At 38.5% G+C, this 17,737-nt stretch carries 9 protein-coding genes and 1 pseudogene; all 10 read right to left on the bottom strand.

The window, feature by feature from the left end; all coding sequences use genetic code 11:
* Positions 1-35: 35 nt before the first annotated feature.
* The 10 genes and pseudogenes from ACOWPH_RS24635 to ACOWPH_RS24590 all read right to left on the bottom strand — a co-directional run bounded on the left by ACOWPH_RS24635 (position 36) and on the right by ACOWPH_RS24590 (position 17,696).
* The gene (locus tag ACOWPH_RS24635) at positions 36-2,405 is read right to left on the bottom strand and encodes a tetratricopeptide repeat protein (RefSeq protein WP_096713104.1); all 2,370 of its coding nucleotides are present in this window, start codon (positions 2,403-2,405) and stop codon (positions 36-38) included.
* 111 nt (positions 2,406-2,516) lie between these two features.
* Positions 2,517-3,338, bottom strand: coding sequence for a glycine-rich domain-containing protein (locus ACOWPH_RS24630; RefSeq protein WP_015212749.1), 822 nt, complete (start codon positions 3,336-3,338; stop codon positions 2,517-2,519).
* Positions 3,339-3,726: 388 nt separating this feature from the next.
* A pseudogene (locus ACOWPH_RS24625) lies at positions 3,727-5,394 on the bottom strand (IS1634 family transposase).
* A gap of 300 nt (positions 5,395-5,694) precedes the next feature.
* Complete coding sequence (locus ACOWPH_RS24620) at positions 5,695-7,272, bottom strand: HlyD family efflux transporter periplasmic adaptor subunit (protein WP_015212747.1); 1,578 nt, start codon at positions 7,270-7,272, stop codon at positions 5,695-5,697.
* A gap of 99 nt (positions 7,273-7,371) precedes the next feature.
* Positions 7,372-10,377 carry a peptidase domain-containing ABC transporter gene (locus ACOWPH_RS24615; RefSeq protein ID WP_015212746.1) on the bottom strand — a complete coding sequence of 1,002 codons (3,006 nt, stop codon included), beginning with the start codon at positions 10,375-10,377 and terminating at the stop codon, positions 7,372-7,374.
* A gap of 87 nt (positions 10,378-10,464) precedes the next feature.
* Positions 10,465-11,190: a peptidylprolyl isomerase gene (locus ACOWPH_RS24610; RefSeq protein WP_015212745.1), complete on the bottom strand. Its 726-nt coding sequence runs from the start codon at positions 11,188-11,190 to the stop codon at positions 10,465-10,467.
* A 643-nt stretch (positions 11,191-11,833) separates the two neighbouring features.
* On the bottom strand, positions 11,834-13,729 hold the full coding sequence (locus tag ACOWPH_RS24605; protein WP_015212744.1) for an FG-GAP-like repeat-containing protein: 1,896 nt from the start codon (positions 13,727-13,729) through the stop codon (positions 11,834-11,836).
* Between the two features lie 305 nt (positions 13,730-14,034).
* Entirely contained in the window at positions 14,035-14,808 is a 774-nt protein-coding gene (locus tag ACOWPH_RS24600) for a COP23 domain-containing protein (protein ID WP_015212743.1), read from the bottom strand.
* Between the two features lie 153 nt (positions 14,809-14,961).
* On the bottom strand, positions 14,962-16,095 hold the full coding sequence (locus tag ACOWPH_RS24595; RefSeq protein ID WP_015212742.1) for a CO2 hydration protein: 1,134 nt from the start codon (positions 16,093-16,095) through the stop codon (positions 14,962-14,964).
* A gap of 101 nt (positions 16,096-16,196) precedes the next feature.
* Positions 16,197-17,696: an NADH-quinone oxidoreductase subunit M gene (locus tag ACOWPH_RS24590; protein WP_042464483.1), complete on the bottom strand. Its 1,500-nt coding sequence runs from the start codon at positions 17,694-17,696 to the stop codon at positions 16,197-16,199.
* Between the last annotated feature and the right edge of the window lie 41 nt (positions 17,697-17,737).

The following is a 17,737-nucleotide window of genomic DNA, read 5'->3' as shown; positions in this document are numbered from 1 at the left end:
TTGAGATTGCTATAAAGCGGCAAAAACATTTTCTCCTATTTTCGATCAATGTTTATCTTCTGAATTAAATCGAGAATATATTGATATTGGACTATTTCCCCTTGTTGTTGAAATAGTTTAGATGCTTTTTGCAAATCAGCAATTGCACCTTTCTTATCTCTTGATTGAAGGCGGGCAGCACCTCGGTTGAAGTAGGCTATTGCAAGGTTAGGATTAATACGCAGGGCTTGGTTGCAATCTTCAATTGCTCCTTTCATATCTCCAGATTCAAGACGGGCATTACCTCGGTTAAGGTAAGCTTCTGCAAAGTTGGGATTAATACGCAGGACTTGGTTGCAATCTTCTATCGCCCCTTTAAAATCTCCAGATTTACAACGGGCAAAACCTCGATTTTGGTAGGCTTCTGCCAAGTTAGGATTAATATGCAGAGCTTGGTTGTAATCTTCTATCGCCCCTTTCACATCTCCAGATTCACGACGGGTAACACCTCGGTTAAGGTAAGCTTCTGCCAAGTTGGGATTAATACGCAGGGCTTGGTTGAAATCTTCTATCTCCGCTTGCCTATCTCCTGAATAATTGTGGGCAAGACCTCGGTTATAGTAAGCTTCTGCATAATTAGGATTAATACGCAGGGCTTGGTTGAAATCTTCAATTGCTCCTTTAAAATCTCCCGATTCACAACGGGCAAAACCTCGATTTTGGTAGGCTTGTGCAAGGTTAGGATTAATACGTATAGCTTGGTTGAAATCTTCTATCGCCCCTTTAAAATCTCCCGATTCACAACGGGCAAAACCTCGATTTCGGTAGGCTTGTGCAAGGTTAGGATTAATACGCAGTCCTTGGTTGTAATCTTCAATTGCTCGTTTTATATCTCCAGATTCACGTCGGGCATTACCTCGGTTAAGGTAAGCTTCTGCCAATTTAGGATTAATACGCAGGGCTTGGTTGCAATCTTCAATTGCTCCTTCCACATCTCCAGATTCACAACGGGCATTACTTCGGTTACAGTATGCTTCTGCCAATTTAGGATTAATACGCAGGGCTTGGTTGCAATCTTCAATTGCTCCTTGCACATCTCCAGCTTCACAACGGGCATTACCTCGGTTACAGTATGCTTCTGCTAAGTTGGGATTAATACTTATAGCTTGGTTGTAATCTTCCATCCCCCCGTTCATATCTCCCGATTGAAGACGGGCAAAACCTCGGCTCAAATAGGCTTCTACAGAGTTAGGATTAATACTTAGAGCTTGATTATAATCTTCCATCGCTCCTTTCATATCTCCTAATTTACTGCGGGCATTACCTCGGTTACAGTATGCTTCTGCAAAGTTGGGATTAATACTTAGGGCTTGACTGTAATATTCCATTGCCGCCTTCATATCACCAGATTGAGCGCAGGCATTACCTTGATTGTAATATTTAATTGCCTCTTTCACATCTCCTAATTCACCGGGTGTATTACCGCCATCCTCATGAACACTACTACTTTTACTAGTTACTGGAATCGCTTTTTCGTCCTTGTTATGGTCAGAACAGTTTTTACATTCCTGTATAAATCGGATAACTCTTTGTTTTCCTCTAATGGTTGTAACAATAAACTCTTGATAAGTCCAGTTGAGGGTAAATTTTTTGCATTTAGGACATTGGCGATTATTAATTGCTAAAATTATTTTTGAAAAAAAAACTATTACAAACAACCCAGCCAGTATAATTTGCCAATTTTCCCAGAAGTTACCTTGTTGCCAATTAGGTTTAGTGATATTGAGAATGTTGCTAGGAAATGTAATCTGAACTTCTAAGTTTTCTTGTGGTTCAATAGGCTGAGTAGCAACAAACTCGAATGTTTTCGGATTTACTTGACGGGCTATAGCCGCAGTACCAAAATTTTCAAATCTCAAGACTTTACCAGATAAAGCTTCCGGTAATTGCACCTGAACTTTTGATACTTGAACTGGGGCTTCGCGATCTGCGAAAATTGCTTTCCAGTAAACTTGAGTATTATCACCATTAATATGCAGTCCCCCAACTACACGATATTTAATTACAAAAATATGTGATTCTGGTGGTTCTAATTGATGTTGCCAACTAATCCAAAACTGATTATTTTCAATTCCTGTTTCACTAGGAATAATTTGATTATTTTCTTCAACTGTTACATCTGTAATTTCATCAACTTTATCTAAGCGGATGTAGCGATATCGTTGAGTTGAGTAATCAGATTTGAATACATATTTTTGTTCTTCTGTGATTAACATATCTCCGTTTGTTTGCACGTCGATATTAACGTTAATATAGTCCCAATAAAACGGTAATTCTTGGGCAATAGCATGGGTAAATGTAATCAGAATTGTTACTAATACAGCTATTAAAGAAAACCCAATTCTTCTCATCAAAAAATTATTCATATTTTCCTTTTCTCCACGTTCTTTGCGCTACGCCAGTTGCTATAAGTCGGCAGAGCCGTCCAACGCACTGGCTCCTCTGCGTGAGACAAAAATCAATAGCCTAGAAAACGATTAACCACCACCACCGCAGCCACCACCACCGCAGCCACCACCACCGCAACCACCACCACCGCAACCACCACCACCGCAACCACTGCTACCACCACCACTGCTACCACCACTGCTACCACCACCACCACTTCTAGCAGATGTAGATATTACAAAGATCACAGAACCAACTACTATCAAGAAAAACCAGAATCCTATAGAATTTTGAGAACTTTGGGAATTACTATTATTTGATGCTAATAAAATCTGAGAATTGGTAAGGATTAATGTCAAGGTAAACAAAAATGCTAAATAAAAATGATCGGGAATAAAATGAAAAACATTTATGTTTGGTAACTTAAATACTGGTTTGGGTAAAACCCAATTTTTGTGAGTATCTACACGCTGAAAATTAGCTTCTTTATCAAAACGAATATGAGAAGCTGGCCAAATATCTATGGGTGGAGTTTCTCCAAAAAACTGTTCGTAACTGACTATGGTATTCAGATACCAATTATTAAATTTATTATATTCCTTGACACCACCACGAGTGGGACCATGATCTAGTTGTGTACCTAATATTTCACAAAAATCATCCCAATAAGATTGGGTATATGTTAAATGTAAATGCCAAACTTGATCAACTTGATCAGATGGTGTAACTGGATGACCAGCAAAAACAGCGATAACGGCAAACTTTTTATATTCATCTATTACACGCTGAGTATATTCAATTGTCCAGTTATTCTCCCTTGCTAATCTCTGGCTAAAAGAGAAAGAAACATTTTTTTCATCTAAAGAAAATTCCTGAAGGCGTTGATACAATTCTGCTTGTTGAAGATTCATAGATTTTGGGAATTAATCTTGTTTCTATAAGTTCTTCTGTCAATGCAGGGTGATGTTATCTATATCTTTACAAAACTTTACAATTTTAGAACCCACATTCCGCAGATGTGACTCAGATTATTGATATTTTTGAAAAATTCCAGCCAGGAAAATTTTATCTACCTAATTTTTCTGGCTGAATTTAACTTTATTTGCCAAAAGATAGAGCTTATTAAGTAAGTTAATTTCACAAGTTTTTAAAATAGATTCTCTCTCTCAATTAAAGTAGTCATTTTCGGTAAAATAAACATGACAATTAAAGCCAAGAATATTTCCGTCTTCGCTAAAAACTTCTATTTACTACTTTTACCCTTGAACTTTCTACATCTTTTAGGTCAAATAAACCACATCAAGTAATTAGATAATATTTACTACAACTCTTTCCTAAATATCTGACAATCTTTTCACGTTCCTCCGTTAAATTGCTCATTTGTTTCTGTCCATTTATGATTACCAAATGTACAGCCTGAAACATCTGAAATACCCACCTCATTGTCGGTTTATTTGTGATTTTCTTAACTTGATTTCTAATCCCATCATCAAATTTAGCTAATTCTTGCCTTAATTTTCTTTGGGCAAGGTTATAGACTAACAAACACAATCCCATTATCATTGCTATTGCTTCTACTCTTTCCGGGGTTTTGACAAATACGCTTGATGTAAAAAACAATGGGTCTTTTAAAAATCTAAATCCTCTTTCGTTAGATTGTTGAGCTTTGTATTCTTCTAATACTTTCTCATCACTCAATTCATTTCTATCTAATACATTCGTTGCTAATATAAATCTCCCTGCGTTAATTTTTTCAGTTTCTATTACTTCTTCTCTTGTTTCTATTTGACCTTTTATTTGATATTTTATTTGACTTGGTTCGGTCAATTTACTTGGTCTACCTGCTGTTTTATATTCTAGTTTCTCTATGTATTCAATTTCTTTTATTTGGTGATATTTCCAGGATTTTGATAGCTTTTCTATTACTATTTTTGCATCTGGCTGACAGGCGAACTCTTGTCTGGATAGTTTGCTGAGTGCGGCTTTTGCTTTTGCTTCCTGTTTTTTGACTTGTTTTCTACTTGTTGGATACTTGATTTTTTTCTGATTTCACTTTCTACGATTATCCATCTTTGTTTTATGCCTGCATATTCTGATTCTTTGGCTGCTATTTTATAGCCTGATATTTGACTATCTTTCCATTCTGCTTCTTTTATATCTACAATTTTATTTTTTGCTTCTTTGATACTTAGTGGTACTCTTGTTATCCATTTCAGTTCTCTCATTGCTGCTAAGTTTTCTGCTGTATATAAGGCACTGTCTGCTACACTTATGCCCTCAAATGTCCATTGTTTTTTAAATTCTTTTAATCTTTCTACAAATACACTTTTATCATCTACGTTTCCTGAGTCTACTTTTAAATATAATGGGATGTCTCCATCTCCTGTTACTATCATGTCTATGATAAATTGTTTCAAGTCTGGTCTTTTATCTCTTGAATATCCGTGGACTATTTCTATTGCTTTCATCTCCGGTTCTATTTCTAATTTATTCTCTTCTGTTTCTTGCTTTATTTCGTCTATTTCTTTGATTTCTTTTTTGTACTCTCCTTCTACACTCATTGATGTCCCATCTAAATGAATACTATCCATTTCTACTTGGAATTTATGGGCTGCTTTTATGGCTACTGCTGTAAATATCTTGGTTGTTCCTATTTGATGATATTTGTCTAGTTCTCTTCCTAGTTTGTCGTCATTTAAATGCTCTGGTAATACTCCTTCTCCTATTAAATGTTCTGTTGCTTTTCCTACAAAAAAATTCCCCAAATAGATATAATGGGGCGCTTAAAAACCCTAATCCATTCAATATCATCGCTTTTACTACTTGTCCTGGTGTTAGGGTTTCTTTTGTTTTTATTCCCACTATTTTATTCACTTCTTCTACCAATTCCATCTCGTCTATTATTCCTGCTACTATTCCTAAATGGTCTATATCTAGGGTTTGTATGGCAACTTGAGACTCTTTCACGGTTTTTCCCTTCTCTATTTGACGCTTTTTATTTTAACAAATAAAAGCCTGAAATCCTTGCTAGACAATCTTTTCAGGCTTTTCTTTCTCTAAATTTTTAATTCCTAAATTTGCTTTAACATCTGCGGAATGTGGGTTAGAAAAACATATCCAAAAAAATAGAGACGTTGCCTGCAACGCCTCTAAAATAGAGTAAATTTAATAAACTAGATACAGCATCTTCGGGGTAAATGAGAGACAAAAATGAGTTTTATTCTTGTACAGGTGTATTGCAATACGCCCCTTTTAGCTACTGCTGTATTAACGCACCTCTTTGAGGCTTTCAACTTGCTTGGTAAACATTTCCGTAAACAAACTCATGACTGTTCGTTCTTCACGCACCTTAATGTTGGCAGTAATTGACATACCAGACTGTAAAGAGATGTTTTTACCTGTCATTTCTAGGTATTGTTTATCTAAGCTGATAGTAGCTGGAAATCTATAAAATTGATGAGTCTGATCTGGGGGTAAAGCATCCGAACCGATATCAATTATCTCACCTTTAATATCGCCAAACTGACTGAAGGGAAATGAGTCAATTCTTACATCTACCTTCATACCTTTGCGGACAAAACCAATATCTTTATTGGTGATAAATACATCAGCAACATATTTATCATTTGGCACGATTTGCAATAACTTCTGGGTGGGGTTGGCTACAAACCCAGGATTTTTAGCTTGCATATCAAACACTATACCCGCTACAGGTGCGCGAAGTTCTTGATATCTAACATTTAATTGCGTCTGCGAAATTTTACTTGTAATATCGGCCAATCGCTGCTCGTTATCCAGGATGATTCTCATGAATTGACTATCAACTTCTGCAATCCGCTTTTTATTATCAGCTATCTTATCCAAAATGGATTTATCAGAAAATGCGACTGTATTAGTTACTTCTTGTTGCCGTTTTTGAATATCCAACTGAAGGCGTTTTTCTTCTTCAAACAATTGTGCTACTTCAGCCTTGAGAGTTTGTACTTGCTGCTGCTGGTTAAGATATTGAAGTTGAGAGATACCTCCTTCTTCTGCTAATATTTTGAGTTTACTTAAAATACCTTCCTGAATTGCTAAACTATTTTGCGTATCTTGTCGTTTTAGTAGTGTTTGCGATAATTGTTTTCTCGTTTTTTCTACTTCTAAATTTGCTGCGGCAGATCGGGAATCTAATTCTGTTTTAGCAGCTATGAGACGTTGTTGTTCGTCAATTCCATTCCCTGATTCTGTTCCTAAATTTTTTAGTTGAGAACGCAGTAGTTCATTTTCTGCCACTAAGGATGCTCGACTTTTGAGGAGAAAAGCCGATTCTGCTGGTAATCTACTGCGTAAAAAGTCTAATTCTGATGCTGTACCTGTACTTGCTCCCATCAAGCGCCGATAAATATCGTTTTCTTTGGTTAAAGCGACGCGAATCTTATTTAAGGAACTCAATTCCGCTAAGGTAGCAATAGAATCAAAAGTTAAGAGTAAGTCTCCAGGTTTTACTTCTTGCCCGTCTTTGACATAAACAGATTTCACCACACCACTAATGGGAGCTTGTACTTCTTTGACTGTTCCTTCCGGTTTTAATTGACCTGTTGCGGGAACGACTTGCTCGATTTTGGCAAAATTAGCCCAAGCAATCCCAAAACAAGCTAAACCCATCAAGGTGATCATGATGGTACGTGACCAAATAGGAGACTGACGTAGGACTACAGATTGCTCAAAACTATCCTGATAAGGTGTAATTAAGGAATTTTTTGCAGCTTTTTTTGGCAGTGTTAGCACCTGGGAATCTTGCTTTTTGCCGTTACCGTTGCCGTTGCCATTACCGTTTACATGATGTCCATTAAGTAGAGTCATATAATTTTAGATTTTAGATTTGTGATGTTGAATGGAAAATTTAATTTTCAATAGGTTAAATAACCGATTTGCAGGACGGGTTTTAGCCGCCCATACAAATTACAAATTAACTTCTTGTTGTTGATAAAGATAGAAATAATGACCTTTAGTAGCCATTAATTCTTGATGACTACCTTGCTCTATTACCCTACCACCATCCATGACGATAATCGTATCTGCACTACTGACAGTATTCAGACGGTGAGTAATAAAGAAGACGGTAGTTCCTTGAAATGCTCTAGCTAAATTTAGACCTATTTGCCTCTCTGTTGGATAATCTAAGGCGCTAGTGGCTTCGTCTAAAACTAATAATTTAGGCTTTTGTAAAATCGAACGTGCGATCGCAATTCGCTGTCTTTGTCCACCGGAAAGGGCTGAACCTCTTTCTCCTACTCTGGTGTTGTAACCATTGGGTAGATTCATGATAAATTCATGGGCTACAGCAATCCTCGCCGCTTCGATAATTTCCTCGGTTGTAGCTTCAGGATTTGTTAGCGCAATGTTTTCTTGCACTGTGCCATCAAACAACAACGGATCTTGAGGAACGACTCCAACTTGCCGACGCAGTGAATAAAGTTCTACTTTGCCAATGTCGTAACCATCAATCAAAATTCTGCCTGACTCGACGTTGTAAAGTCTGAGCAGTAATTTCATCATTGTGCTTTTACCTGATCCGCTTTGTCCGACAATACCGACAAATTTACCAGCCTCGAAATCAAGGCTGACATTATTGAGTTGTAGTGGTCCACTGGGAGCAAATCGGAAGGAAACGTTTTCGTATTTGACTGCACCAGATATTGCAGGTAAGGGAATGTTGCCCTTGTCTGCTTCTGCTTCTTGTGGGGTATCAACAATATCGCTGAGACGTTCTAAAGATAACCCAGTTTCTTGGAAATTCTGCCAGATTTGCGCTAAACGTAATATGGGGCTAGTTACGTAACTGGAGATAATTCTAAAGGCGATTAATTCTCCTAAAGTTAACTCTCCTTGCAATACTAGATAAGCTCCCACCCACAACACTAGTAAGCTGCTGAGTTTGTTGAGAAACTGACTGGTGGAATTAGCCAGGGTGGAAGTGATCACGGTTTTAAACCCTGCGGCCACAAACTTAGCGTAACGTTCTTGCCAGGAAAAACGCGATCGCAATTCAATATTTTGCGCTTTCACTGTTTGAATCCCTGACATGACCTCAACTAAGTAAGATTGAGTTGCGGCGTTACGTTCAGCTTTTACACGCAATTGTCGGCTGACTGTGGGGGCAGCAATTAACGTAATCACCACAAATAAGGGGATTGTTCCTAACCCCACGACAGTCAGTTTCCAACTGTAAAATATCATGACAACGATATACACCACAGAAAATAAGGCATCTAATCCCACTGTTAGAGCCGTACCTGTGAGAAACTGACGAATATTTTCTAACTCATTAACACGAGTAGATAATTCACCTACCGGTCGGCGTTCAAAATAACGGAGTGGCAACCGCAGCAAGTGGTCAATAATTTGTGACCCCAAACTCATATCAATGCGGTTGGTCGTATCCACAAATAAGTATGTTCGCAGTGTAGTGAGTATGGCCTCAAAGACACCAACCGCTAATAGTAACACCCCTAAAATATTCAGGGTACTAATACTATTTTGAACGATGACTTTATCAATAATTAACTGAATAACGAGGGGATTAGCTAAAGCTGCTAATTGTACAAAAAAGGACGCGATGAATACTTCTATGAGGACGCGACGATATTTAGATAAGTAGGGTAAAAACCAGCGTAAACCAAAGCGTTCTTGGGGTGTTTCCTGGGTAGCACTGAGTAATAAAACTCTGAGTTGCGGCTGCAAATTGTTTTCGTCAGTCTCTAATTCTTCTAATAGTTTTCCTGGTTTGCAGCGGATAATGCCTTGGGAAGGTACACCTAAAACTACTGTATTTGCATCTACTGCATAGATAACAGCAAAACTACCACTATATTGAATTAAGGCTGGTGCAGGAATACGTGCAATTGCCGCAGCGGGAACATCTACTAATTGGGATCTGAGTCCGATTAATTCTGCTAAATAAGCGCAAAGTTGAAAGGATATACTCCCTTGACGTTTCATTTGCTCATTTAAAATCCGCCGCACTACCTCCTTACGGAAGGGCATTTCTAGGTGCTTGGCGAGCATTTGAAAGCAAGCAAGGGTAGAATTCAATTCCCCCTGGGCGCGAAAAAATGGATAGTTTAGATGTTTTTGTTTAACTTGTGGTGTATCCGATGGTGATGGAAAAACTTCCTCTGTTGATGCGTAAGGAATATCTAACTCATCTCTAATTTGTAATTGACTGCCTGCAAGTTCCTGTTCTACTTGATCATCATTCAGGAATAATAAATCTGTGGGATTTATACCTATCAACCGTGCTGGAGTTTTACCCATAACTTCCAGAACATTTTTGCCATTGCTAGATTCTAATTGAGAACCTGGGGAAAGATTGGTTACTGTACCACCACCACTAAAAAACCAGATGCGATTATCATCTAGTTGACTGAAGGGGGTTTTTCCTGGTTCTACATAATGGATTTCTGCCCCTGATAAAGCTTGTTGGCTAATTTCTTTGAGATTTAAACCTGCGTTGGCTTGCCGGGCTAACTGGGGGCTGAGAACGTCGAATATTTCTATGATGTGACTAGAGTTTTGACGCGTATGGGCAAAGGCTGGATTTTGGGAAAGCAGATTTAAATAATCTACTGTACTTAAAGTTAAGCAGATAACTTCGGTGGATGCGATCGCTGTTTCACAAGCAATCTGCCTCAATAAACTAATTTCACCAATTATCGCTCCCGGTTCCAGTATTTTTAAAGTAATTGGTAATTGGGTTTGGGGGTCATACGCTAACAGTCGCACTCGCCCTTCATAAAGAATTGCTATGCGGTCAGGTAGTTTTTCTTTACTAATTATTTTTTGACCTATCCGGTAGCGTAAAGCTTGCTGTTGTGATAAAAAACTATTTTTTTCCGCTGTCGATAGTTGTTCAAATCCATCAACGGTAGTGAGAAATTCTTCAAAAGCGCTCTTTATATAAGTCATGTTTATGAAAATTAGTTAATTTACTATTGGCTTGGAAAAGTTAATATTTTCAACATCATTGAGCTATTTATTCATATCGTCGCCAATTCATCCTTCTAATTCTTTAATTTGCCAATTTTGTGCAGATGTTTGTGCTTGCAACCAACCCTGAAAACGTTCATTTAACAATCGCTGACGCAGTGGGCGATCCATCTGCGCCGGCAGTAATTTCTCTAACCGCACAATCACTATCCACTCTCCTATTTGAGTGGGCGGTGAAATTTGTCGTGGTTGGCTAGTAGATAAAATTTTCACTAGCGATTGATGAAGAGATTGTAATTCTACTGGACCGACTAAACCATCTGTTTGAGCTTCAGGCCCTTGGGCATATTCCCGCGCCAATTGAGCAAAGGACTGTTCTCCTTCTTGGATGCGGAAATAGATTTCTTGAGCAATACCGATATCAGCAGTAGTAATTAGGGAATAGATTACTCTATCCAACTGAGGTTTACGTTGGAAGAAATAAGATTCTAAGTCTTGTCCCCATGAAGCTTCTTTGAATTTTTCTAGTTTTAATTGACGAATGGCCGTGCTGTTCAATTGCTCAGAACTGATTTCTTGTCGCCCTTGATATTGTTGAGCTAACTGTTCGCAGGCAAGTTGTTCTTCTTGTGGCGTACACTCAATCTGTGCGATCGCTTGATCAATGATCACTTCTTTGAGCAATGGAGGAATTAATTGGTATTTAGCTAGTAATTGTAGAACTTCTGGGGCTGTCAGTATGCGTTGGCTATGCTCACCGGAGGCATCGCTAAATTGCAGAACTTGATTCATATCACTTGTGAACAAGGTTAACACCGTTATAAATTGTTGTTAAAAACATAGTAGAAACAGATTGTTGGCAGTTTATATATGGGTTAAGCTTATACAATTCTTTACAATCTCAGCCCTGGTGTTTAGCTCTTTCCGTGTACATAAATAGATTGTTACCAAGAATACTAGTATAAACCGAATATCTTTTGATCACCCTTGGTAACAAAGGCATCCATATTTGCAGATATCGTACCAAATTATCATAATTTTTTGAATTTGCAACCTTAAATTGGCAGTCAGGTCAAAAAACTTTGAAATTTAACGCCTGATTCACTCAAAATATATATTCATAAGCACCTAAGCAGAAATATTTAGCTATTATGGAACACTAATGAAATCGCTGTATTTGAAGATTCTTAAGCCTTACCTGTATGTACTAACTACATAATTTATTGTTTAGGTACAGCAACTGTCAGCACGATTATTTTTTAGGGTGGGTAATACCCACCCTACTTGATTGGGAGTTGAAATTGTTAACTAAGAGTTCTCCAATTAAAAAAATATCCCAAAATTTCTTGTGGTGCGGGCATCTTGCCCGCTAATAATATAAGGACGGGCAAGATGCCCATCCCACAAGATTGGATCATCTTTTTTGTGGAGTTCTCTAAATAACAGTAATATCACTAGCACTCAGACTAGGCAGATTAGTCAAGACCGCAATGCGAATACTAGCAACGGCACCATTGCCGTCAACATCAAAAAACAAAGAACCATTACTACTGTTATAAATGAACCTTTGTAAGCCATCAGTGGCTGCATTCGTACCTATGCCAGAAACAAAAGCCGCAGCGTTTAACGCGCCTGCACTTAAACCACCACCAAATCCAATAGCAGAGATGTGGATATTGTCTTCACCAACTACAAAGTCTTGAATCCTATCAATACCTTCATTGGGATTATTAAATTGGAAAATATCATTACCCAAACCACCAATTAGGGTATCATTACCCAAACCACCAATTAGGGTATCATTACCTGCTTGACCGTAAAGATAGTCATTGCCATTATTCCCAGCAAGGATATTATTGCCATCACTCCCAGTGAGATTGTTATTCAGGTCGTTGCCTGTACCGTTAATATCCTTACTTTCAGTTAAAGTCAGACGTTCTATATTGTTTCCTAAAGTGAAATCGACAGAGGAGTTAACTGTATCGATACCAGCAGCAGCATCTTCAATAACTGTGTCACCTAAATCATCAACGGTATAAACATCATTACTATTACCGCCAATTAGGGTATCAGCACCTATACCACCATCGAGCTTGTCGTTGCCATCTCCACCAATCAGGACATCATCACCTTCATTACCGTAAAGATAGTCATTACCTGTTCCGCTATCGAGAATATTATTGCCACTATTACCAGTGAGATTGTTATTCAGGTTATTACCTGTACCGTCGATATTGTTGTTTCCAGTTAGAGTTAGACGTTCTATGTTGTCGCTTAAGGTGTAAGTGACTGAGGATATAACTCTATCTATGCCACCATCAGCATCTTCAGTAACTGTGTCACCAATACTATCGACAAAGTAATTGCTATTGCCAGGAGTGTTAGTGAAATTATCTCCTACAGTAGTATTCAACAACACAGAAATATTATTACCGAGTTGGTTAGCTACTAATAAGTCTAGTTTGTTGTCACCATTAAAATCTCCCACAGCTACGGAGCGAGACCCATTTCCTGCATCATAGTTAGTAGCAGTGCCGAAGTTACCTGTGCCATCACCGAAAAGTAATGAAACATTATCATCATCGCTGTTGCCTACCAATAAATCAAAGTGTCCGTCACCGTTGATATCGGCTACAGTCACTGATCGAGGTTCTGCTCCTACATTAAAGTCAGTCTGAGCGTTAAAGCCACCTAAGCCATCTCCCAGCTGTACTGACACAACTGAAGCACCAGACTTAACAATGGCTATATCTGGAACACCATCTTCGTCGAAATCTTCTACTGCGATCGCACGGGTAGTATTACCAACTGAATAGGTCTGAGCAGATCCGAATGCACCTAAGCCAGTTCCGGGGAAGACAGACACATCAGAGCTGGAAAAATTACCCGCAGCTACGTCTAGCTTGCCATCTTTGTTGAAGTCTCCCAGGGAGATCGCACTTAGATTTGTTCCAGGGATAGCAACTGTAATGGGAGCGTCAAAATTACCAGTTCCATCTCCCAGTAGAATTGAGATATCGCTATCAGGATTTAGGTTTGGAGGAACGGTTTGGAGATCAGGTAAGTCAAAGTTTGCTGTTGCTAAATCTAAATTACCATCCCCGTCAAAGTCTCCTACAGCTACTGAAATAGGGTTATATAACCCGACTGCGGGACTAGAAATCAGGGAAAAATCACCTAGTCCATTACCCAGAAGTACTGAGATTGTCTTATCAAGAGAGTTTGCTACTGCTGCATCTAGATTACCATCCCCGTCGAAGTCTCCTACAGCTACTGAAAAAGGAGCTGAACCGACGGTAGTATTAGTGGGCGTACTAAATGATATTGTCATTTACTTGTTCCTGGATAAAGTTGAAGCACTGTATTTATCTAAATTGAAAGCTGTCATATTTGTCTGGATCAGGATCACTGTTACCTGACAAATAATGCCTTTTTTGAAATTCTCACCAATCAATGTAAGCTAAAAATCTTGAATAATCGAAAAGTCTCACCATATTTTTACGTAAAATTTATATTAACTAAGTCTTAAAATTACCCACAGGCAAAAGCTTCCTTGTAAATAAGCACAAAGAAGCCAAAAATGAATTTATTAATAATTACTTCAACAGTAAATATTTAGCTGAGATAAATCATAAATCAGCGGAATAACCGTGGGTTGAGGATAGTAGTATTTTGTGGTCGAGAAGGACGACCAATTGAGACTCCATTTCGCAAGTTAGTTGCTGTACCACCATCTTGACGATCTAGGAAAGGTTTCAAATTAATGCCATTTTTAGATGAATTAGCACGATTATTACCACCACCTAAAAGACTGCGTCCCAAGTTGTATAATTCGTTCGTTCCTCCTTGGTTACGATTAGCATAAGTATTAACAGCTATGGTTTGTTGTCCGTTGTCAGCAGTAGCCAAGTTGTTGAAAACACTACTGCGGATAGCGTAAGGGTCTTGTCCACGGGGAACTGTGAGTACAATCCGACAACCAGTGTTAGCTTCTGTAGTGACACAGATAATATTTTCGTTATTTTCTACAGCTATCTGGAGTTCTTGTAAGCCATCTGGGCGATATAATTCTAAACGAGTTGCGATCGCTTCACAACGATTTTGTGGTGTCCAACCACCACCCAAGGCTTGAGGTGCTGCCCAAGCGAAAAATTGACCTGGTTGACTTTGGGGCTGGTACATGACAGTATATCTACCATTATAATATTGACAGCTAAATCTTTTGCTGCTGTCAACAGTGCTGGAAGTCGGTATATTAGTAGATGGTCTGGGTGGTACTGTTGTTGATGAGCCGGATGGTACCGTGGGGACAACAACACCATCAACTTGGGCAAAGGCTACAGAATTGCTAAGAAGTAAGGATAAGCTAAGACTACTCAAAAATAAAACCTGAAGTGGTTGTAACGACATAATTCAACCTCTAAATATTTCACTGATACATCTAGTGACGAAGAATTTTATTTTTTGATTCATCTGAGAAGCTTATTTTTCTTTTTATTGTTTCAATTGTTTTGTCACATACACCATTATTATCAGGCTAAAAGCTGTGTAACCGCGCTTTGCTCAAGATTTATTCACTTCCCCTATTTGCGAGTTTTTTAACCTATCCATCCACTTTTCTAAATAAACAAGATTAGCTGTTTGCTCAGATGGATCTTGTGTATCTATAGGATAAGGTGACAATCCTAAAATGGCTGCTGTCGTTACGCAAAACATTGACTTTTGAAAACTCATACAAATTTGTACACGTAAGTCATCTTCACCACGACGACTGCGACGATAAATATCATGTAAATATTCTGGTAAATAATGACGCATATCTTGCATCAACAACGTGGGAGGAATCCCTGCACCACCTATAGGTAAAGGATCTGCATATAAGGCACCATACTGAAATCGAGATTGATCTGGGGGGATTTGATAAGCTTGAGCATTGAGGGAAACTGTGCCGGCAAAAGGGGTTCCCCGGAAAAAAATGGCTTCTACATATGGAATAGCTGTATCTGCTAAAAAAGTCAAACCGACTGATTTCGGAATAAGTTCATAGACTTTGTTGTCAATTTTGACATTGTAAGTAATTGGCTTGAGTGCATCTGCTACTAAACCTGCTTTGATGTGATCTACAACTTGAGGAATAGTTTTGATTTCGCCGTTGTCATAGCGGTCTGATAAACTCAGGAACATATCAGCCATTACTCGCCAAAATTGACCTAACCCAGTGTAATAAGCTGAGACACGCAACTGTTCTGTGAGAAAGTCAGGAAACAGTTGGTTAAGTCCTAAGATTAAGGGATTTTTTTGAAATTTAGCAGCAATAACAGCTTGTGTTCTGTTTTGAAATTCTGCGGTATCTAAGTATGTATCTAATCCTCCACCACCATGCCACATCATGGCTTTCAAACAATATTCTGCATATTCAAAATTAATTCTGTCATGCCACCAATGACGGAGTAATTTGGCGAAAGAAATCTCACCATTAAAATATTTAAAAAATTGAAAAAATACTAAAAATTGATGTTCGGCTATGTAAATTAGATTTTGAGAATAGGCATCTAAAACTACACCATAGCTTTTGAGAATGCCCACGACTTCCATGACATTCTCTGGACTGTCAGAGAGTAATGCTCCTCCATTTGTTAACTGTTGAATATATTCAGATAAAGGCTTATTAACAGGTTTTTTTTTAAGATTAACCATTACTATTTCTCCAAGAAATTAACAATAAATCACGGTTGGGGGATAAGAGTTAAAAATTAGCTTGTAGTAGAATTTAATCTCTACCACAAAACTAATATCTTTTAAGTTTTACCAGCTTTATCTACTGGTGCATTTGCTACTAAACTTGGTGTATTTACCATTGCGGTGATTGTGGCTTGACTCCAATGCACTAACCAAGATGGTTGGATGCCGAAAATCACAATTAATACAGCTAAGATAAATGCAGGAATGCGATCGCTCCAATAAACTCGTGGTAGGTTGGTAACTTGTGCAGATAAACGCCCAAAAAAGGCGCGATTGAGAAGAATTAAGAAGTAAACCGCAGTTAAACCTGTACCTAGCATTGATAACAGGGTTTGTACTGGAAAAACCTCGAAACTGCCTCGAAAAATAATAAATTCGGAAATAAAACCTACCATTCCCGGTATCCCAGCACTAGCCATGACTCCCAAAACTATCAATGTGCCGATGACGGGCATACCCCGTTCTGGGTTTAGCAGTCCACGAATAACATCTAAATCACGGCTACCAGCTTTTTTATATACAACTCCCACCAGTAAAAACATCATGGCAGAAATCAAGCCGTGGCTAATCATTTGCATAACAGCACCTAATACGCTGAGGGGTGTGGCTGCTGCTGCTGCTAACAAAATATAGCCCATATGTCCGATAGAACTGTAGGCTACCATTTTTTTCATATCAGTTTGAGCGATCGCACAAGATGCACCAAACAAGACGCTAATTACTGCCCATGTGGCTAAAGTTGGTGCTATATATTCCCACGCTTGCGGCAACAAGTTCATTCCAAATCTGAGTAAACCGTAAGTTCCTAATTTCAACAATACCCCAGCTAATAAAACAGAAATCGGTGTGGAAGCTTCGACGTGGGCATCAGGCAACCAAGTATGAAAGGGAACCAGGGGAATTTTAATTCCAAAACCTATCAAAATCCCTACTAGTAGTAACAATTGAGTCGCTAAAGGTAGATTATGGGCGTTAATGGTTGCTAGTCCAAAGCTTGGAGAATCACTTAACCAAACCATCCCCAGAAAACTAGCTAAAATCAAGATTCCCGAAACTGCTGTATAAATCAGAAACTTGGTAGCTGCATAACCACGCTTTGCACCACCCCAAATTGCAATTAGTAGATAGAGGGGAATTAGTTCTAACTCATAAAACAGGAAAAATAACAATAAATCCTGTGCCAAGAATGCTCCTATCACCCCAGCATTCAGGAGTAGGATTAACGAGTAATAAAATCTCGGACGCTGAAGAGATTCATCGCTGCTGTAGATGGCAATAGCAGTCAAAAGTCCATTCAACAATAATAATGGCAATGATAAACCATCTATGCCTAGATTATAGTTTAATCCCAAGGCTTCTATCCAAGGTATGGATTCAGCAAATTGTATGCCGACTTCATCAGGATGAAACTGAATCGCCAGGAAAATTGACCATAAGAAAATCATTACGGACACGGCCAAAGCCGTTCCACGGGAAACTTTCCCACTGATAGGATAGGGATAGAAACCAATTAAGGCGGCACCAAGTAAAGGCAGCAAAATCAACGTACTCAGCATCATAAGCAGTGAAGGAAATGGGGATGGGGGATAAGGAAGAT

The organism is Anabaena sp. PCC 7938 (assembly GCF_049315035.1).
Lineage (GTDB): Bacteria > Cyanobacteriota > Cyanobacteriia > Cyanobacteriales > Nostocaceae > Anabaena > Anabaena cylindrica.
This window is presented reverse-complemented; position numbering and strand designations above follow the sequence as displayed.

What these genes read in the sequence shown, in the direction of transcription:
- ACOWPH_RS24620 (WP_015212747.1), bottom strand. Translation starts at nt 7,272, where the DNA reads ATGACTCTACTTAATGGACATCATGTAAACGGTAATGGCAACGGCAAC.
- ACOWPH_RS24605 (WP_015212744.1), bottom strand. Translation starts at nt 13,729, where the DNA reads ATGACAATATCATTTAGTACGCCCACTAATACTACCGTCGGTTCAGCT.
- ACOWPH_RS24590 (WP_042464483.1), bottom strand. Translation starts at nt 17,696, where the DNA reads ATGCTGAGTACGTTGATTTTGCTGCCTTTACTTGGTGCCGCCTTAATT.
- ACOWPH_RS24635 (WP_096713104.1), bottom strand. Translation starts at nt 2,405, where the DNA reads ATGAATAATTTTTTGATGAGAAGAATTGGGTTTTCTTTAATAGCTGTA.
- ACOWPH_RS24595 (WP_015212742.1), bottom strand. Translation starts at nt 16,095, where the DNA reads ATGGTTAATCTTAAAAAAAAACCTGTTAATAAGCCTTTATCTGAATAT.
- ACOWPH_RS24600 (WP_015212743.1), bottom strand. Translation starts at nt 14,808, where the DNA reads ATGTCGTTACAACCACTTCAGGTTTTATTTTTGAGTAGTCTTAGCTTA.
- ACOWPH_RS24630 (WP_015212749.1), bottom strand. Translation starts at nt 3,338, where the DNA reads ATGAATCTTCAACAAGCAGAATTGTATCAACGCCTTCAGGAATTTTCT.
- ACOWPH_RS24610 (WP_015212745.1), bottom strand. Translation starts at nt 11,190, where the DNA reads ATGAATCAAGTTCTGCAATTTAGCGATGCCTCCGGTGAGCATAGCCAA.
- ACOWPH_RS24615 (WP_015212746.1), bottom strand. Translation starts at nt 10,377, where the DNA reads ATGACTTATATAAAGAGCGCTTTTGAAGAATTTCTCACTACCGTTGAT.